The 19,245-nt window shown below is 69.8% G+C and carries 10 protein-coding genes; 5 read left to right on the top strand and 5 right to left on the bottom strand.

The genetic code is table 11. The annotated features are described in order from the left end of the window. The first annotated feature begins 111 nt into the window (after positions 1-111). Positions 112-1,308: an ATP-binding protein gene (locus tag HZS56_RS01215; RefSeq protein ID WP_216718735.1), complete on the top strand. Its 1,197-nt coding sequence runs from the start codon at positions 112-114 to the stop codon at positions 1,306-1,308. Next, positions 1,305-2,351 (top strand): ParA family protein, encoded by a 1,047-nt coding sequence (locus HZS56_RS01210; RefSeq protein ID WP_216718734.1) that lies wholly within the window; start codon positions 1,305-1,307, stop codon positions 2,349-2,351. Before HZS56_RS01215 ends, HZS56_RS01210 begins: the two co-directional genes overlap by 4 nt. A gap of 219 nt (positions 2,352-2,570) precedes the next feature. Here the strand turns inward: HZS56_RS01210 and HZS56_RS01205 are convergent, their stop codons facing one another. Continuing rightward, positions 2,571-2,939 (bottom strand): hypothetical protein, encoded by a 369-nt coding sequence (locus HZS56_RS01205; protein WP_216718733.1) that lies wholly within the window; start codon positions 2,937-2,939, stop codon positions 2,571-2,573. A 261-nt stretch (positions 2,940-3,200) separates the two neighbouring features. Between HZS56_RS01205 and HZS56_RS01200 the strand changes: the two genes are divergently transcribed. Together HZS56_RS01200 and HZS56_RS01195 are read left to right on the top strand one after the other, a co-directional pair. After that, positions 3,201-3,854 (top strand): PASTA domain-containing protein, encoded by a 654-nt coding sequence (locus tag HZS56_RS01200; protein WP_216718732.1) that lies wholly within the window; start codon positions 3,201-3,203, stop codon positions 3,852-3,854. A gap of 250 nt (positions 3,855-4,104) precedes the next feature. Then, a complete protein-coding gene (locus tag HZS56_RS01195; RefSeq protein WP_216718731.1) occupies positions 4,105-5,874 on the top strand; it encodes a hypothetical protein in 1,770 nt (589 codons plus the stop codon). Between the two features lie 611 nt (positions 5,875-6,485). Here HZS56_RS01195 and HZS56_RS01190 read toward each other — a convergent pair. The 3 genes from HZS56_RS01190 to HZS56_RS01180 all read right to left on the bottom strand — a co-directional run bounded on the left by HZS56_RS01190 (position 6,486) and on the right by HZS56_RS01180 (position 10,635). Beyond that, positions 6,486-7,091, bottom strand: coding sequence for a hypothetical protein (locus HZS56_RS01190; RefSeq protein WP_308407957.1), 606 nt, complete (start codon positions 7,089-7,091; stop codon positions 6,486-6,488). A 34-nt stretch (positions 7,092-7,125) separates the two neighbouring features. Next, positions 7,126-9,675, bottom strand: coding sequence for a GmrSD restriction endonuclease domain-containing protein (locus tag HZS56_RS01185; RefSeq protein ID WP_216718730.1), 2,550 nt, complete (start codon positions 9,673-9,675; stop codon positions 7,126-7,128). Positions 9,676-9,792: 117 nt separating this feature from the next. Beyond that, a complete protein-coding gene (locus HZS56_RS01180) occupies positions 9,793-10,635 on the bottom strand; it encodes a hypothetical protein (protein WP_253913536.1) in 843 nt (280 codons plus the stop codon). 311 nt (positions 10,636-10,946) lie between these two features. On the opposite strand from HZS56_RS01180, the gene HZS56_RS01175 reads away from it, so the two are divergent. Then, the gene (locus tag HZS56_RS01175; RefSeq protein WP_216718728.1) at positions 10,947-16,943 is read left to right on the top strand and encodes a PDDEXK-like endonuclease domain-containing protein; all 5,997 of its coding nucleotides are present in this window, start codon (positions 10,947-10,949) and stop codon (positions 16,941-16,943) included. A gap of 108 nt (positions 16,944-17,051) precedes the next feature. On the opposite strand, the gene HZS56_RS01170 is transcribed toward HZS56_RS01175, so the two are convergent. Beyond that, positions 17,052-19,223 (bottom strand): UvrD-helicase domain-containing protein, encoded by a 2,172-nt coding sequence (locus HZS56_RS01170; protein WP_216718727.1) that lies wholly within the window; start codon positions 19,221-19,223, stop codon positions 17,052-17,054. Between the last annotated feature and the right edge of the window lie 22 nt (positions 19,224-19,245).

Raw genomic sequence — 19,245 nt, 5'->3', positions numbered from 1 at the left:
GAGTTCACCGAGGAGGCCGGGCCAGAAGATTGACGGCCGAGCAGGTGGTCCACGTCTTGAGGGAGCCGACCCGGCGTTCCCACGTACGAGAAAAACGGCAGAATACCCGGTGTGAACGCACACGACGCAGACCTGGCCGACGTCCTCGGAACCCGTGAGAGCGCGACCCTGGAGTTCAAGCGGACTGCGAAGAGGGAGGGTAAGCGCGGTGACGCCATCGGCAATGCGGTCTGCGCGATGGCCAACGATCTCGCCGGCAAGGGCGGCGGTGACATCCTCATCGGCGTCGCCGACGACGGGACCCCGGTCGACGAAGTGGACGTCGGCGACCGCGCCCTCCTGGCCCTGACCGACCTCCGGGACGACGGCAGGATCCTGGACCGGCCGTCCTTCACCGTGCAGGCCGCGGTCTATCAGGGCAAACCGGTGGTCCACATCCACGTGGAGGCATCGGCCGCGCTGCCCGTACGCTTCGACGGCGTCGTTTGGGTCCGGCCCGGTCCGACCACTCGCAAGGCCACCCGTGAGGACGAGCGGGTCCTCACGGAGCGCCGGCGGGCCGGAGACGGGCCGTTCGACAAGAGGCCGGTGCCGTGTGCGAGCCTCGACGACCTGGACCTCGATCTGTTCCGGACGGCCTATCTGCCCTCAATGGTCGGTCCCGAGGTCATTGAGGAGAACGGGCGGCCGGTGCGCCAACAGCTCTCCTCGCTGCACCTCACCACCCCGGACGGACGGCCGACCACCCTCGGAACGCTCATCGTCGGGCTCGATCCGAGCAGCCACATTCCCGGTGCGTACGTGCAGTTCGTCCGCTACCAGGGCGTGGACCTCGACGCTCCCGTCGCCGACGACCAGGAACTGCGCCAGAACATCGTGGGGGTCGCGTCCCGGCTCGAACCCCTTCTCCGCAGCAACATCCGTACGCGTCTGGTGGAGGAGGGCTTCCGCGAGACACCGCAGCCCGACTACCCGCTGGAGGCGCTGCGTGAAGTGACGATGAACGCCCTGATGCACCGCAACTACGAGACCTCGTACGCGCCCGTGCGTATCGCCTGGTTCGACGATCGGATCGAGGTGACCAATCCGGGAGGACCTTACGGGCAGGTGAGGGACGACAACTTCGACAGGGTGAACGACTACCGCAACCCGTCCCTTGCGGCGGCGATGAAAGGGCTCGGCTACGTGAACCGGTTCGGACGGGGGATCGGGCGGGTGCAGGCGGCGCTCGCCCGCAACGGAAACCCGCCGGCCGAATTCCAGGTCGACGATTCGTCGTGGGCCGTCGTCCTCCGGAGGGCCTCATGAACCGCACGTCGATCGCACTCTTCAACAACAAGGGCGGGGTGGGGAAGACGACTCTGACCTACCACCTGGCCCACATGTTCCGCAGGCTCGGACTGACGGTCCTCGCCGTCGACTTGGACCCCCAGGCGAACCTCACCTCGATGTGCCTGGACGAGAACGAGATCGAGGAACTCTGGGACAATAAGTCCGAGCTGATCGCCCAAGGGGCGGTGTCCCCGGCCCTGCCCGGCACCGGTCGGGTGCGCAACGGGCAGACGATCGCCGACGCGGTGCGTCCCATCCTGGAAGGAACGGGCGACGTCGCCCCCATCGAACCCGCCGAACTCCAGTCGGGCCTCTGGCTGCTGGCCGGAAGCCTCGACCTCAGCCGTTTCGAGGACAAGCTCTCCAGCGAGTGGTTCAAGACGTTCGCGGGTGACATCGCGGCGATCCGTACCACCACAGCCTTCCACCGCGTGGTGGAGCAGGCGGCCGAGGAGATCGGCGCGGACATCGTCCTGATCGACGTCGGGCCCAACCTCGGGGCGATCAACCGGGCGGCGCTGATCGCGGCCGACAGCGTGCTCATGCCGCTCGCGGCCGACCTCTTCTCCCTGAAGGGCCTCAGTAACCTCGGCCCCACCCTGCGCGCCTGGCGCAGGGACTGGCAGCAACTCGTCCTGCCCCGCGTCCCCGTCGGCTTCTCCGCACCACGCGCGGAGATGCGCCCTCTCGGCTATGTGATCATGCAGCCGGAGATGCGGCTCGACAGACCGGTGAAGGCCTACGAGCGGTGGTTGCAACGCATTCCGTGGGTCTACTCGGCGGCCGTGCTGGACGAGGGGGCGCCCCAGGCCGATGAAGACCAGAACCGCATCGCCACCCTCCGTAACTACCGCAGCCTCATGCCGCTCGCACACGACGCCAGAAAGCCCATGTTCGACCTGAAGGCCGCGGACGGCGCACTCGGCAGCACCCAGAAGTACGTGCAGACCTGCTACCGAGAATTCCGTGGTCTGGCGGAAGGCGTCCTGGCCCGCGCCGAGGAACTCTGCGGCGGGTGAGGGTCCCGAGGCGGTGGGCGCCGTTCTTCCGCAGCCGCCACCGCAGGCGGTGTGGCCCGGTCCGCACCGCCAGGGTGGCTCGAGCCCGTTGTGGGGGCGCGGAATCGGACACCCGGACGTGGGATGGGGGCGTTGGTTCAACTCGGAGCCGTGCTCACTCACAGATCGCTCCCCTCGTACGGGACTGCGGCGGTCTGTCCCACACCTGCCGGCAGGTCCTCAGCGAAGGGAGAAGTGACTCGCGAGCCGGTTGATCTCCTTGATCCACAGCTCCATGTCGTCACCCGGTCGCTTGTACGGCGCACGCCGGGCCAGTTTGAAGAAGCCGCCGGACGGCCGGCCGGTCTCCCGCAGGACCACGAGTGCCGAGAGCAGGGGCAGTGACCCGTCCGGACTCTCCCGGACGGAAGCGGCCTCGAGCAGGTAGGGCATGGGACCCTCGAATGCGGGGACGTGGTGGCCCCTCCGAGCCAAGTCGGTGCTGAGATCGCCGTACGTCAGCGGTGCCGCCCCGGCGCGTGCCCGCTCCCGCAGGATGTCGACCACGGCGTCCAGCGCACGCTCGTACTCCAGCGTGTCCTTCTTCATAGCCCTCTCCCACCCTGGTGTTCGGCTCTGAACGGGCTCAGAGCCTATGCGCCCCGCGCGCCGAAGGGCAGGGGTGCACGGGAGATGTCCAACATGTAGTTGTGAACTGAGTGCACGAACTGCATACTGGATGGGTCGGTGCCGCAGAGCTGGTCCGACTCACCGGTGGAGCACCTTTCCGGGGGCGACCCGCGGGGCAACGCGTCCCATCCGTGTCCGCACAACGGGCCACTCTCATCTGCAACCGCTTTGGGGTTCAACATGCGCATCACCCGTGTCTCCGCAGCCGCGACGCTGCTGCTCGCAGCCCTCACCGCCTGCGGTCCGACCACCGACCCCGGCACGGTCGACGCTGCATCCACCGCGCCCTCGGCTCCCCGGGCGTCGGCCATCGGCCCCGGCGAGTCGGCCGAGGAGCCTGCGGTCGACGCCGAGTCCACTGCGAAGCTGCCGGACATGGCAGGAAAGGGGCTGCAGAGCGCTCAGGACGAGGCACAGGCCGTCGGCTTCTACCACCTCACGTCCCACGATGCGCTCGGCCGGGGCCGCAATCAGATCCTCGATCGGAACTGGAAGGTCTGCTCCCAGAGCCCCGCCTCCGGCACGCAACCGACGGACACAGAGGTAGATTTCGGTGCCGTCAAGCTCGAGGAGAGCTGTCCCGCGGGCGGTGACCAGGGCGAGCCCGAGGAGGCCGGCTCCACCATGCCGGACTTCACGGGTAAGTCCGTCAAGGTCGCCCGCCAGGCGCTCGACGGCTCCACCGGCATCAGGGTCAACGACGTGTCCGGCCAGGGCCGGATGGTGCTCGTCGAGTCCAACTGGCAGGTCTGCTCGACCGCTCCCGCGGCCGGGGCGAAGCTCGACGGGCAACCGGTGACGATCGAGACCGTCAAGTTCGGCGAGAGCTGCTGACCGTGTGCTGGTTCCGGAGCAGGTCGGTACCTTAGTCATACTTCGCGAACGGCTTCGGCGGCCTGCAGAGGTGCTGGTCGGAGTCGAATCACGGGGTGGGGGTGGGGGGATGTGCTGGTGCGCGGTCAGGCTTGTCCGGACTCGGCGCCGCCTGGATTCGGGCCGGACCGTAGGTTGCCGAGCCATAGACTTTAGCCAGGGAACGCCGACGATGTCTGTCCGTCGCGCGTCCTCGTGGGGAGGAGATCGTATGCAGGAATCTGAGGACTCGACGGGGAGCACCCGGCCTGAGGAGAACGGCTGGGGAAGTACCGCCGACTCACCTGATGTGGACGGTTTGACGTCCGACTCGGACATCGACCCGGCGACGGTATCGACGGTCCTGGTGGAGGTGCTCCCAGGGGTGGCTCTTGTCGCCGGTGAGGTCCCGCCGGAGCTGAAGCCCGATCTGATCGACTTCGGGATCGTTCCGGCTGCCGACCGCAAGCAGCTCTCAGAGATCCTCGCCTCGATCGGGAACGCGGCGACCGTGGTCGGCAACCTCGGGAACGCGTTCGCCGGCGTGCAGGGGCTCTACAGGATCGACGCCACGACGCAGGCCCTGCTGAACGGCGGCGCGAGGCTCGCCGTCAAGGACGGCGGGAATCTCGCAGCGGTGATGGTGGATGGCCGCATCATGCGTCAGGCCCGCCTCTACTCCGTGAACGCGGTGAGCAAGGCGCAGACCGCGGCCTCGATCGGGCCGGCGCTGGCCATGGTCGCTCTTCAGATGATGCTGAGCGAGGTCTCGGGCCTGGTCAGGACCAACCTCGCGGTGACAAGCCAGGTACTGACCACCATCCGCAAGGATCAGTGGGCCGAACTGACAGGGCTCGTCGCCGCCATCGATCGCGCGGTGGACCAGGCGCGGGAGATCGAATCGGTCCCGACGTCCCTGTGGGAGGACGTCGCAGGGAGTGGAGCGCAGCTGCAGAAGCAGCTTGAGCGCTTCCAGGGGAACGTTCGCGACCACATTGAACAAATCGGCCGGCCTGACGTACGCAGCCACCGTGAGTATCTGCAGACGAACGCCGAAGCGATCGCCTTCGACGCCCACGCCCTCCTTTCCTCCCTCAGGGCATGGACCGGCTACCACGCCCTGCGCGCCGCGAGGGCAAGGGCCGCTGGACGTGAGGACGCGGCCGAGGCGCAGTACGCCGAGGTCGTCGCGCGCGACACCCGCACGGAGTTCGACTCCGCTCTCGCCGAGGCAACGCGCCTCGTCGACGCACTGACGCGGGAGCTGCGGATCGCGGCCGAGCTCCCCGGCCCCGATGCATGGCCGCTGTCAGGGAAGCGGAAGGACGTGAAGGCAGCCCGCGAAACCTCCGCCCGTCTTCTGGAAGCGATCGAGCCTCTTGCCGATGCTCTTCATCCACCAGCGGCTCCGCTCGAAGCTCCGGGCGTCGTCTGCGCGCCCAAATCATTGGAGCTCAAGCCGTTCCTTCGCATTCTGCGATGGTTCATCGAGGATGGTGAGAACCTGCGTGTCCTCGGCTTCCCCGACCAGCCCGACGCCCTCAGTCCCGTTTCTGCGCTCCTTGGCGGGGCGAAGGAGAAGTTGGCGGTAGCGAGGGACAAGACCGCGGTAAGGGAACTGGTCGCTGTCACGGATCGCCGCATCATCACGGCCAAGACGAACGCATTTCTTGAGCAAGGCGAGATCGGTCAAGACATTCCGATCGACCGAGTGCGATACGTTCGAGCAGCGACCACACAGGACAGAAGCGGGCGCTTGGCGATCGACCTCATCACGCGCGACGAGAACATCCGGTGGCTCTTCCCCGCCGACATCGATGACACTCAAGTGGACGTGCTCGCCGCCGTGCTTGCGGAGTCGATGTCGATCCCGGACGTGGAACGCGACGCGCTTCAACAGCGGCGCCATGCCCCCATCGAGCCGGGCAGTGCGGGCGTGAGTACTGGCACGAGGTCTGCGGAACCGGCTGGAGCCCAGCCCACGGCCCACGATGCCCAGTAGGGCCCGAGCCGATTGACCACTTCGTGGCCGGGGCCGATGGAGAACCGGCGTGGACGACCCACGCCCTTCTCCCTCGCCGGGCCCTTCGAGCACGACGGAGCCGCAGGACGCGCCGACCCGTGCGCGTATCTCACCGTCACAAGTCCGGGAAGCCAGGAGCCCACGTAAGCCGTATGCCGGCGGATCGGGCCAATGAGGACCACCGAGGGCCCGCCGGCCGCTTCTCCAGCACCAGGACGGGACGCAGGCGGCGGTCGGGGTGGGCGGTCCGGAGCTGGTTCGCGTAGTCGAGGACCTGCCCGATGCCCAGGCGGATCTGCTTGATCCTCCCGCGCTCCCGTCAGGCTCTTTACCTCGGCGATGAACACGTTCCCCCCCCGCGTGACCACCCCGCGTCGAACGCGGGAGCGCCCGATGCATGAGTGCGTACGTCGATGCCTTCTTCGCGAGAAGTCGGTCTTGGCCGTCGCGCCGCGCTCCTCGGCCAGTTGCGCACAGCGCGACCTGAACGTCCACTCGCCGTCGACGAGCACGCGCCCCGTGAGGCAGATCGTGTGGCCGGCGAGGCCGCGGACGGTTCCTTGGCACGTCCTGCCCGGTACCACGCCCCCTCAGCCGCCGTCTGAGCCCAACCAGCCGATGTGACGGAGCACAGGCACGGCACGGAAGTGGACGAATCCGAGTACCGGCGTCTCGTCGTCCTCGGCCGGGAAGAACAGGGCGTGCTGGAGGGGCTTCTCGTCCTGTGGGTCGTCCAGATCGACGAGCGGCAGGTCCGGGCGGTCGTGAGCGGGCTCCAGCGTGACGCCTTCCCGTGCGGTCAGCTCCCGCAGTGTGAACAGTCCCATCCGGTCGGCGAGGTCCTCGGTGGTCAAGGACTTGTTGATCCGCGGCCTGTCGTGCTCGTCGACATACGTCGGGTACACCATGACGCGGAGCTCCCGCCGGCCCGGCGTGGGAGCGACGCCGGAGCGCAGCCGGCCGTGCAGATTCGACAGGGCCGAGGGCATCTCGGGCATGACCTGGGGTTTCTGGAGCACCAGGTCCCGTTCGCCGTTGCGCCAGTGGTTGTCATGGATCTTCAGTGCCGGACGTCCGGGGAGGTGCAGCTCCCACTCGACGGCGCTCGCCACCGACGGCTCGCCGGACAGCGTCGTGCCGGTCTTCGTCACTCGGCCACCGCCGCGCGTCAGCTCGAGCGCACTCAGTACATGCACGGGTGTCTCTCTCATTCGTGATGGTCGCTTTCGCTCAGTCCCGCTGGGCCAAATCCAGCGCTGCCGTGTGCACGAACCAGTCCAGCACCCCGCAGATCTCTTCCTCGTGCTCCGCGAACACCCGCACGGGGAAGGACGGACGCAGTTCCAGCTTCGCCTCGGGCAGGTCGATTCCCTCGATCTTGTTGAGGCGGTTCAGCAGCTCGCGGCGCTGTTCCGTGTCGTCGAAGGGGCTGCGGTCCTTGAGGTACTGGAAGACGACCTCGACCGTTCCGCTCACCGGGTAGATCGCGACCGGCCAGATCAGATGGGGCCGGCGACTGGTCCCCGCGTCCAGCATCGGGAAGCAGCTCGTCTCCTCGTGTCTGCCGTAGGTGACGTGACCGCCCTGCAGGCGCCAGAAGTCGAGCGTGCTCAGAACCCCGGCGGACGCCTCAGGCGAGTGCTCCTGCAACTGCGTGCGGAAGCGCTCGGCCGCCGCCGCGTCCTCCCCGTCGGGAAGCGGATCGTGCGATGCGGGCTGCGTGACGTCCTTGCCCAGCAAGGTCGCCAACTCCGCCGCGCTCAGGCGCTGCGAACCGTGGGCCCGGCCCGACGGGTCGAACCTCACCCCTTCGCTCATCAGCAGCTCCCGTGGCGGCTTCCGGTCACTGCCGTCCGCCCACCGGAACGCCGGGGAGATCTTGCCGTCCGCGGTGAGGACCCGATAGGCCCCGATCACCGTGGGGTTGGACCCCAGATGCGTACCGACCGGAACCGGGTGGCTGCCGATCAGCTCGGCGACGTCGCCGTACGTCGTCCATGTGCCGCTCGGCATCGCCACCAGGGCCGCCCGTAGTTCCGCCCAGCCGGACCACTCCTCGCCGGTCGGCTTGACTCCGCCGATCGGTCCGGGCCACAGCTTCACCGCCCGCTCCGTCAGACGGTCGGCACGGGCCAGGATCTCCGCCTTGCCCCAGCGCTGCTCCGCGGCGATCTCCTGGTTCATACGCAGGGCACTGGAGTCGAGGAGTTGCTGCTTGCGTTCGAACGGGCTGTTGGACAGCTTCGTGTTGTCCCCGGTGAGGGTGAGATTGCCCAGAGTGTGCACCAGCAGGTCGTGCAGTTCCTGGGGGGTCTGGTTCGGTTCGGTCTCGTCGGCGAGCAGGTCGAACCACGAGGCGGCCGGTCGCTGCGGGAGCACGTGCTCGACGCTCAGGGACGCCTTGGCGAAGTCGACGGGCTCGGTGGAGCCGTGGCTCTCCTCCAGACGGCGCAGGATGTAACTCCGCTGCGGGGGACGGCCGCTCCAGTAGAAGGGCTTGCTGCGGACGGCCTGGCGCAGCTCCTCGTCGCTCGGCCAGCGGCGGCGCCGCCCGGACAGGAACCGCCGGACCGCGTCGGCGGCGGGGCGGTCCGTCTCCAACTCCTTCGGGGCCTCCATGAAGATGCGGTTGAGGCCAGTGGTCGATGTCTGGCAGATGAGCCGCCGCACCAGATAGGACTCGACGTACCGCAACGCCTCCGCCGCGTCCTCGGATGTCGTGCTTCCGCCGTCGACGAGGTCCAGCAGGTGAAGGGCGAGCGGGTAGTGGGTCTGGCCGCCCCAGGCGGTGAGGCGCTCCAGTACGGCGCGCAGGGCGGGTGACCGCTCACGCCGGGGTTCGATGATGCGGAGGAACCGGCGCCCGCGTTCCGCCAGTTGCGCGACCTCGCGCTGCAGCGCGTCCTCGTCGCCGGCCAGCGGTTGGAGCCGCTTCTGCTGCTCCCGGTAGATCTCGCTCTGCTTGGTCTTGTGGTGGCCACGCACCACCAGGTCCAGCCAGACGAGGAGTTCGAGGCTTTTGGGGCCGAGTGTCTGCTGCATCGGCAGCCACAACTCCGAATAGACCCGCTCGCCCCGCTTGGGCAGGAGCATGAACACGTAGTTGCGCAGCAGGTCGCTCTGGCTCAGGCCGACCCCCGTGTTGTTGATCGACTCGAAGATCCGGTAGACGTTGTCACCGGGTTCGGCTGTGATCTCCACAATCGACAGCAAGTCCTTCAGGACGGTCTCGACCGTCGCGATCCACCGGTCGTCGCCGGCGGCCTCCCGGCCCTCGGCGAGCGCGCCGAGGAAGAACCGGTAGGCGGCACCGATGTTGTCGCCGCCACCGGCTTCGGCGCGGGACTGGACACAGGCCGTGTATGCCTCGCGGTCGGCCTGCGTCGGCAGCAGACGATAGTGGTCGAGGCCCTCGTGGAACTCGTTCACCAGAGTCTGTCGGTGGACCCGGTCCACACCGCGCGCGTCGCCGTGCTCCTTGAGATGGTCGCGCAACGCGGTGAAGGCCAGCATCAGGGTCGTCAGTCGCTGCTGTCCGTCCACGACCAGCCACCGCTGGACACCGCCGGCCTGGATCTGGCCGGGGGCCAGCACCACGGAGCCCAGGAAATGCGGGGCGGTGACCTCTCCCGACAGGTGCTGCTCGACGAGCTCGCCGACATCCTCCCAGAGACGCTTCAGCTGTTCCCTGCCCCAGCTGTACGTGCGTTGGTAGAGGGGCACCTGGAACTGCTTGTCGCCCTGGACGAGCTTGAGGAAGGTGATCTCCTGCGCGCGCATGCGCTTCCTTTCCTGCCGGGTGGGCGCGGTCTGACGGCTTGTCCGACGGTCTCCAGGCCCTCACGGTTCCGTCAATCTACAGTGAACTTAGTCAACGGTGGTGGCTTTCGGGGCTACTTACGGTTGACGGAGTACCCCGTGGCTCACGACTGCGGTCGTCTGCTTGGTGATCCGGGGCATGGTCTCGTTGGGGGACCGGCGCAGCAGCTTGATGGGCCGGTCCTCGGCCCACGCGTTCCACGCCTTGAGGTAGTAGAGCAGGTGCTCACGTGAGTCGTCGCGGCGTCGGTGGGCCTTTCCCGTGGCGAGGCTGAGCATCGTGTTGCGCAGGGTGAGGCGGGGGTCGCCGGGCTCGAGTCGTGCGCCGGTGACGATCCCCTCCTTCCACGAGGTCTGGTCGATGTCGGACCGGGCCTCCGTGGTCACGTACCAGCCGATGGTCGCCGCTGTGACGGTGATGCGGCAGGCCCGGTTGAGGGCGATGCCGTGCTGCAGTGCGTCACGGATGCCGGGGTGCTGGTCGAGCATGGTCAGCAATTGATCGTTGCTGGTTACGGACGATCCGCCGCTCCAGGCAGAGTTGGGCGCGTTCAGATACAGGTGGAGCCCGCGCAGGGCTGCCGCCAGGTGCGTCGAGTTGGCCTCTCCCACGAGTGCGAGGGCGTCCCGGCCGGTGCGCTTGCGTCCGGTGTCCATCACCGTGAAGGAGCTGCGCGGGACGCCGTGGGTGACGGTCAGCGGCACCGTCGCTCCCGCCTTGGTGATGGCCGCCAGGCGGTGCTGCCCGTCGATCAGCACGCCGTCCTCGTCGAATGCGATGCCCTGGTGTGTCAGCTGCCACTCGCCTCGCTGGATCCGGCCGGCCAACTGCTGTACGGCGCTCTTGCTGAGGGGCCGGTTGCTGGTGTTGCGGGTAAGCCACTCCGCTGCCAACTCGGGACTGACCTGGAGTACTTCCATGTGCATGGCGTACGGCCTCTCTTCTCTCGGGATGTGGGGCAGGATCTCGGGCGAGTGCGACGCTTGGATCCATCATGGGTATTGCTGTGAACAGAGTCAATGAGGTAAATCTACTGTTGCTTGAGATTCGATGCAGTTGTCCCGAAGGTGCCCGACGGGTCCGTACTTTCGGCGCCACTGGTACTCTCGCGTGCGCTCAGTTCACACTCGAGTCGGCGTGCCGGGGGGTGCGTAGTGTGGTGCTCGGGTTGGTCGGGGCGGGATGACATCAAGTGGCCACCCATGTGGCCCTGAACAGCAGGGGGTGGCGCGTGAGTCAGGGTGAGAGTGGCCTCGGCGACGGTGTGTGGCCGGTCGGCTCGGACTATCAGTACGGCGACGGGCTGCACGTCCGCGTCGACGACGTGGTGCCGTACGAGCTGGTCGATCCGGAGGAGTCGGACGGGTACCGGAAGGGCGACGACCTCGTCCGGTGCACGCTCCGCCTGAGCAACGGCACCGCCCGGCCCATCGACGTCGAGGGCATCACCCTGCTGGTGCGCGGCGGGCCGTACGGCAAGACGGGACGGCAGGTGGAGGACTACCGCGGAGAGCTGCTCGACGAGGGACTCGAGGGCACCCTGCGCAAGGGCCGCCGAGCCTCCGTGACCTGGGCCTACAGCATCCCCGCCGGTACCATCGCCGAGCTGGACATCGAGGTGCGGTTCCCTTACGCGCACGAGCGCGAGAGCATCACCTTCACCACGGCGAGGGCCGCGGTGTCCGCACCGGCCGGGTCCCGCACGACGGCCGTGCGTACGGCGTCGGAGGTGCTCCCGGACCAGGGAGCGCTGTTCGGCGAGCAGCAGCCGTCCCTGTTCACCGACACGGAATCGCCGGACGACCGCTACGGCACCGATGGCGTGCAGGGAGGCCGGGCCGCCGGCCGACTCGAGCTCGGGGCCGTACCGGCACGACCCTCGGGCTCCGACCGGCCGGGCGCGCCCACCACGGCGCAGCCGGCGGTACCGCGGGCGACCGCCGCGCCCGCCAGGCCCCCGGAGTTCTCCCCCGACGAGCTCGACGCGGCCCGCGTGCGCCAGATCTTCCGGTTCCTCGCCGAGGCCGAGGAGTCGAAGGCACGGCCCGTCCGCACGCTCGACGGTGCCGCCGGTACCGTGTGGTTCGAGGAACTGCCGGACGCTCCCGAGGTCGCCGTGATGCTCGACGGTGCGCTCGGCACCGACATGCCGGCCTGGCTGACCCTCGGCCGTCCGGATCGTGAGGACGCCCCGCACCCCAAGCCGCTGCTCGCGCCCTGGATCGACGAGAGCCGTGTCCGGGACTTCCAGCAGACCCGCGCTCCGCATCTGCGCCGCAGGATCGAGCCCGAATTCCCCGACTGGTCCGGGGGCATCCCGCTCGACAAGACCTACCACGAGCTCGACGACCACCCGAAGCGGGAGAAGATCGAGAAGCTGTACGCCGCCTGGGAACAGGAGTGGCTGGCCTGGGCCGGGCGGCGGCGCGCCATCGACCCCGTCGTCAAGCTGTACGACCGGCTGCACAAGATGCACGAGGACGCCGCCAACCTCGGTGAGGCCTACGAACTCGTCCTCGGGCTCGGCAGGCTCACCTGGCAGACGGCCGGCGGCCAGCGCGTGGAACGCCACCTCGTCACCCATCGGGCCACCCTCCACCTCGACCCGGCCACCGGCACCCTCACCGCGGCCCCCGACCCCACCGGTCCGGGCCTGGAACTGGAAGAGGGCATGCTGGAGGGGGCCCAGCACGTGCCGGGTCCCGTGCGTGAACAGATCGTCGGCGTCCTGGAGGAGGGCTTGGACGTCACCGACCCCGCCCACCTCGATGCCGTGCACACCGCCCTCCGGAGCTGGGGCAACGCGGCCCACAGCGCGGCAAGTTACTCGCCGACCGTGGAACGCGCCCGGCCGCGCACGCTCGAGGTGCCCCAGGTGGGGCTCACTCCCGCACTCGTCCTGCGGGAGCGCAACCGCCGTTCGACGATGGACGCCCTCAAGGCCATCGCGCGACAGATCGACTCCGGCACGGCTCCCAACGAGCTGCTCGGCTACATCGCGGGTCGCGACGGGGCGCTGACCGCCGCCGACCTCGCTGCGGCCGAGGACGACGGCGCAGACGCCGGCACCGGCGAGATGTACTTCGCGCTGCCCGCCAACGAGGAGCAGCGGACCATCGCCGAACGGCTGCGCGCCAACCGGCTCGTCGTGGTGCAGGGCCCGCCCGGCACCGGCAAGACGCACACCATCGCGAACCTGGTCACGGATCTGCTCGCCCAGGGCAAGCGGGTCCTCATCACCAGCCACACCCCGCGCGCCCTGCGCGTCCTGCGGGACAAGCTGCCCGAGAGCATCCGCGACCTGTGCGTGAGCCGCACCGAGGACGGCGCGGCCGCCCAGCGGGAGCTCGAGGCGTCCGTGCAGAGGATCCTCAGCGAGTACGCCGGTTACGACCCCAAGGCCTCGCAGAGCGAGATCCGCACGCTCCAGGCACGACTCGCCGCGGCCCGGTCGGCCCAGCGCGCCATGCTGCGTGACCTCGCCGTGCTGCGCGAACAGGAGACCCACCGCTTCGAGGCGGAGATCGGCGACTACACCGGAAGCCTCCAGGAGATCGCCGAGCGCCTCACCGCCGAGACACAGCGGTACGACTGGCTGGGGCAAGTTCCCCGGGAACAGCCCTCCCTGACCGCCGACGACACGCTGAGGCTGCTGCACACCACGCGAGCCTTCACACCACACCATCGGGCCCTCGCGGCCGAGGTACCCAGCTCTTCCGAACTGCCTGGCCCGGGTGACTTCGAGGAAGCCGTCACGGTCGTGCGCTCCGCGGACGAGGCACACGAGGCGGTACGGCAGGACCCGATGAGCCGGCAGTACGACACGGCCGTGCGAGATCTGAGCGAGGCCGGACAGCAGCGTCTGACGACCGCCCTCGACGCGTTCTCCACCACCAGGGCACGTGCCGCGTCCCTCGCGGCCGCCGCCGGCGAGTGGGCCGGAGTACTCCTCAGGGAGGTGACGGCCGGGCAGGACTGGCAGACGCGCAGCCGGCACGCCGCCGTCACCGGCGCCCTCGCGGCGCTCGACACCTCGCTCGCCACGCTGGGCACCGCCATGGTCAGCGGTCTGGAGCAGTACGATCCGGCCACCGCGCTGGGCCAGGCCACCACCCTGCACGACGGCCTCGCCCAGGGACAGAGGCTGCGCGGTCCGCTCGGCACCCGATCGAAGCTGGCCAAGGCCGTCGGCGCGTTCGTGCAGGCCGTGCGGGTCGATGGGCGGTCTCCTGAGGACGTCGCCACCGCGACGGTCGTCGCAGCCCGTGTCCGGCTCGAACTGCTCCTGTCTCAGGTGGAGTCCGAGTGGGGAACCCCCGCCGGTGCCTGGCAGGGACACGGGCCGCGCCTGGCCCGCCTGCGACAGGACGCCGACGTGCTGGAGGCACTGCTCGCCGTCGCCGCCGCCCGCACCGACGTACTCGCCGCCGCCGCCACCTCGCCCGAACTCGCCGTCGCCGCCTGGCACGACGCCCCGGTCGAACACGCCGTACGGGCCCTGCTGCGCGCGGCGACCACGCTGCGTGCCGCCGGGCAGTCCCGCAAGGTGATCGCGGACACCGGTGAACTGCTGCGTACGTGGAGCGACCGGCCCGGCGCGGCACCCGCCGTCACCCGGGCACTCGACGCCGTGCGCGCCCAGGATCCGCAGGGCTACCGGGAGTTCAGCGACGAGATCGCCGAGGTACGTGACGCCGCCCGGCTGCGGGCCGACCAGCACGCCGCACACACCCGCGTGCGCGAGGCGTTCCCCTCGCTCGCCGAACGCGTCACCGGGTCCCCGCAGGACACCGCGTGGGACGCCCGGCTGCCGCTGCTCGCCGAGGCCTGGGCCTGGTCGGCGTGGCGCGAGCGGATCGAACGGCTGACCGACCCGGAGGCCGAGCGCGGCCTGCGCCGACGGCTGACGGAGGCCGACGACGAGGCGCGCATCATGCTCGCCCGGCTCGCCGCCGCCCGCGCCTGGCACCGCTGCCTCGGGCTGCTCACCGGCGACCAGTCCCGTGCCCTCAGCGCGTACCAGCAGGCCGCCCGCCGCATCAAGGGCAAGTACCAGCACCGCTACCGGCGCGACGCCCAGGCGGCACTGCGCAAGGCCCAGACGGCGGTGCCGGCCTGGATCATGCCGCTGCACCAGGTGGCGGAGACCGTGCCCATGGACCGGCCCGGCATGTTCGACGTCGTCATCGTCGACGAGGCCAGCCAGTCAGGCCTGGAGGCCATGCTGCTGAGCTGGCTCGCCAGCCGGATGGTCGTCGTCGGCGACAGCAAGCAGGTCAGTCCGTCCAACGTCGGTCTCAAGCAGGACGAGTACTTCCATCTGCGGGACCGGCTGCTGACCGCGCTGGAACCGGACGTGCGCAGTCTCTTCGGTCCCGACTCCAGCTTCTTCGACCTCACCGAGGCGCTCTCCGCGGGCCGTGGCACGCTCATGCTCAAGGAGCACTTCCGGTGCATGCCGGAGATCATCTCCTTCTCCAACGACCTCTGCTACACCGGCCGACTCCAGCCGCTGCGGCAGTACGGCGCCGACCGGCTGCCGCCCGTCCGTACCGTGTACGTCGAGGACGGCGAAGCCGTCGGCGGCAACGACCGGCTGATCAACGCCGCGGAGGCCGACGCCCTCGTCGACGCGGTCGTGCGCTGCTGCGCCGACCCCGCGTACGAGGGGAAGACCATGGGCGTCATCAGCCTCCGCGGCGCCAAGGGCCACCTGACGGAACTGGAGAACCTGCTCGCCGAGCGCCTCGACTACGAGCAGCGTGAGGAGCGGCGCATCCGGGTCGGCGACGCCGAGGACTTCCAGGGCGACGAGCGGAACGTCATGTTCGTCTCCTGCGTCAACTCGGCGACCACCGCGGCCGGGACCGTGCCGGGCGGCTTCAACGGCAAGACGTACGAACAGCGGCTCAACGTGGCCGCGTCCCGCGCCCAGGACCAGGTGTGGGTGTTCCACAGCGCCCGCCCGGAGCAGTTCCACGAGAACGACCTGCGCCGGAGCTGGCTCGACCACCTCACCCGGCCCGCGGAGGAGGACACCGCCGCCGTGGAGGGCGAGGTACGGCCCGATGTACGCCATGAGGCGTTCGACGGCCTGTTCCAGCAGAAGGTGTACCTGGAGCTGACGTCCCGCGGCTACCGGGTGCGGCCCGGTTACCGGGTCGGCCGCCACACCATCGACCTGGTCGTCGAGGGCGGCACCCGCAGGCTGGCCCTCGCCTGCGACGGCGACACCTTCGCCGACGGCGAGGACGCGTCCACCGCGGCCGCCCGGCAGCGGGATCTCGAACGCGTCGACTGGACCTTCGTCAGGATCCGCGGCAGCCGCTTCCACCTTGACCGGGAGCAGGCTCTCGCCCCGCTCTGGGTGGAACTGGAACGGCTGGGCATCGAGCCGCTGCCCGAACATCCGGAAGTGCCCGACTGCCCGGCCGAAGTCCCCGGTTCCCCGGCCGAAATGCCCGGCTCCCCGGCCGAGGAGGCGGACTTCCGGCTGCCGCCGGCCGCCGGCCGGGACGAGGACGACGGCGCAGGGGGGTCGCGAGAGGGCGCGCTTGCGCAGGACCCGATGCCGTTGACCGAGACGGCGCCCGGCGTGGCTCTCCACGCGGCGCCGGAAGCGGCACCCGACGTGGCATCCGTCGTGGCGGCGGAGGCGATCGCGTCCTCCGCCGCCGGGCCCAAGGACCCGCGCGCGCCCTGGCCGGCGCCTGCGGTGGACGCGGCCACGCAGCCAGCGTCCCGCTCCGGACGCTCCGTCGCCCGGAGCGCCTTCCCCGTCCAGGAGATCCCCGCCGCCGCGTTCCACCGGCTGGTGCGCGAGATGCAGGATCTGCAGGTCGCCATCGACACTCCCGACGAGACACCCGTGGACGCAGACGCGGCGAACCTCGCCTTCCTCCGGAAGACGTGGGCCGATCAGCGGGAGCGCCGGACGAAGAGGCTCGGCTTCCTGCGGGCCTTCCTCGACGCCGTGCGCGTCGGCCAGGAGGAGGGAACGCCCAAGGCGGTGTTCCCTGGTGCGTTGCTCGTCCTCGAGTTCGACGGTCAGGCCGACGAGACGACCCTGTACACCGTCGCGGAGCTGCCCACCGACGACGCGGACGTCATCTCTCCGTCGTCCCCGCTGGGGCACGCGCTGATGTGGCAGCCGACGGGCCGGGAGATCTCGTACGACGCTTCCCGGGGCGCGGCCCACTCGGTCGTCGTCCGGGAGATCCGGGTCTGACGCCGCCCGCGGGGCTGGAACGGGAGCGCGCAGACGCCCGCGACGACAGCCTCGGTGCCTCTGACCCGAAACAGGGGCCGAGGCGCCGAGGGCCCGCCGGCACCCGTGTCAGCCGGCGACCGGATCCAGCATGGGGCTGCGCTCACCGCTCCACGAGATCGCCAGCGCGTCGCGGGCCCGCGTGCACGCCACGAACAGCAGGCAGTGCTCGGCCAGCAGATCCGACTGGTGCTGGACGGGATCGGCCTCGGCGGGCGTCACCTGTGGGGCGAACGGCAGCACGCCGGACGTCACGCCCACCACCGCCACGCACCGGAACTCCAGTCCCTTCATCGCGTGCATGGTGGCCACACGCACGCCGGACACTTCCGGCCCGGGATTGTCCCTGACCGCCACCGCGGGGACGCGCTCCCGGCGCAGCCGCGTGATGACGGCGTCGACCAGTGTGTTGAACCGGGCGCACACCGCCACCTCGGACGGCTTGACCCCGTCCTGTTCGATCCAGGCGCGCACCTGCTCGACCAGCGCCCGCAGTTCCTCGTCCTGGCTGCCGTGACCGCGCGCCACCGGGACGCGGCCGTGCAGCTGGGACCGGTAACCGCGCAGGGAGTCCCGGCCGCCGTCATCGTCGTCGTCCTCGCCGAGCCGGCCCACCGGTTGCCCGTCGAGGAGGGACGCGGACCAGCGCAGGATCTCCTCCGTACTGCGGTAGTTGAGGCGGAGCCGGGAGGTGCGTCCCCGGACGTTGACGCCCAGCGAGCGCAGCGAGACGCGGGAGTCGTAGATGCGCTGGTGGGGGTCGCCGACCAGGAAGATGTCGTCGGCCTGGACGGCGACGCAGGCGCGCAGTACGCGCCACTGCGCCGGATGCAGGTCCTGCGCCTCGTCCACGATGACGTGGCGGTAGCGCGGTGCGCTCTCGGCCAGGACGCGCGCCGCCCGGTCGCACAGTTGCGTGTACGTCGCCGAGTCGCGGGAGGCGAGGTCCGCCGTGAACCGTTCCATCACCCGCCACAGCCGGGCCCGTTGCACCCGCCCGACCTGGGTGCCCCGGCCCCGCCGGACACAGCGCAGGTACTCCTCCGGTGTACGCAGGCCCTGCGCCAGGACGACGTTGCGGAACTCCTGGGCCAGGAACTGCTCCGTCCAGGGCAGTTCCTCGCGTGCCACGGCGCGGGTCCAGGCGCTCTTCTCGGCGGCGGCCGAGAGGAGTTTGGGGGAACCGCCCCTCGCCTCGCGGACGGCCCGCGCGGCGAGTGAGTCCACTGTCGTGATGTCAACGCGCTCCAGCAGGTGGGCGTCCGCGTCGCCGAGCAGCAGCGCGAGGCTGTCCCGCAGGGCGGCCGCCATCGCGTTGGTGAAGGTGGTCAGCAGGATCCGGTCACCTTCGCGGCCGGTGCGCAGCAGGTGCCGTACGCGGTGCAGGGCGACCACCGTCTTGCCGGTGCCGGGACCACCGGTGACCTGGGCGGGGCCGTTGAAACCGGGGTGGTAGGCGTAACGGCGCTGGGCGGGGTGGAGGAAGATCCGCCAGCGGGCGAGGTCCTCGGCGAGGATGCGCTCCAGCTCGCCGGGGCCGGTCACCTCCACGATGCGGTCGGGTGTGTTGAGGATCGCCTCGGTGAGCGTGACCGCCTGCCGTTCCTCGGCCGTGCGCACGGTCTGCCCGCGCGGGGCGATCAGCTGTTCCCAGACGTCCTCGGGGGAGTTGCCGTCGGCCAGGAACCACAGAGCCTCGTACTGGTCGGCCGGCATCATGGGCGGTGCCATGACCGTCAGGTCGTCGACCGTGACACAGACGCGGGCCAGCCGCAGCACCTGGTCGTCGATGCCGAGATCGCGCAGAACGGTGTCGGAGTGCGCTTCGAAGAGGCGGGCGGGCGGGGTGTCCGCCTTCGTCTCGAAGTAGGTCTCCATCTGCTCGAGGGCCTCGACGTTGCGCACCTCCAGGCCGCCGGTTGCGCCGTTGACGGAGTAGGCGCGCTTGCAGGCCCAGTTGATCGCCTCGTCGTGCTGCGCGACCCGGAGCAGCATGAACAGGTCGCTGCCGTCGTCGGGGGCCAGGAGGACGCCCCGGTAGGACTTGGTGACGCGTATGGTGCGGATCCGGGGATCGCGTGCCCGCTCGAGCTTCTCCAGATGCATGCCCTTGCTCGCGTGCAACTGGGGGACGGTCATGCTCCGGAACATCTGGATCGCGTCGGTGAGCTCCTTCTGGACCGGCCTCTGCAGCGAGATGAGGTCCGTGACGAAGTCGTCGGAGAGAGCGAGTCGGGGCATCGGCGTCCTCGGTGACGGGTGG

Origin of the sequence: Streptomyces mayonensis (assembly GCF_018982965.1) — a bacterium.
GTDB lineage: Bacteria > Actinomycetota > Actinomycetes > Streptomycetales > Streptomycetaceae > Streptomyces > Streptomyces mayonensis.
The sequence above is the reverse complement of the archived record's forward strand: the minus strand, read 5'-3'. Positions and strand labels throughout refer to the sequence as shown.

Coding starts and splice junctions, on each gene's coding strand:
- HZS56_RS01210 (WP_216718734.1), top strand. CDS start 1,305: ATGAACCGCACGTCGATCGCACTCTTCAACAACAAGGGCGGGGTGGGG.
- HZS56_RS01205 (WP_216718733.1), bottom strand. CDS start 2,939: ATGAAGAAGGACACGCTGGAGTACGAGCGTGCGCTGGACGCCGTGGTC.
- HZS56_RS01200 (WP_216718732.1), top strand. CDS start 3,201: ATGCGCATCACCCGTGTCTCCGCAGCCGCGACGCTGCTGCTCGCAGCC.
- HZS56_RS01195 (WP_216718731.1), top strand. CDS start 4,105: ATGCAGGAATCTGAGGACTCGACGGGGAGCACCCGGCCTGAGGAGAAC.
- HZS56_RS01185 (WP_216718730.1), bottom strand. CDS start 9,675: ATGCGCGCGCAGGAGATCACCTTCCTCAAGCTCGTCCAGGGCGACAAG.
- HZS56_RS01180 (WP_253913536.1), bottom strand. CDS start 10,635: ATGGAAGTACTCCAGGTCAGTCCCGAGTTGGCAGCGGAGTGGCTTACC.
- HZS56_RS01170 (WP_216718727.1), bottom strand. CDS start 19,223: ATGCCCCGACTCGCTCTCTCCGACGACTTCGTCACGGACCTCATCTCG.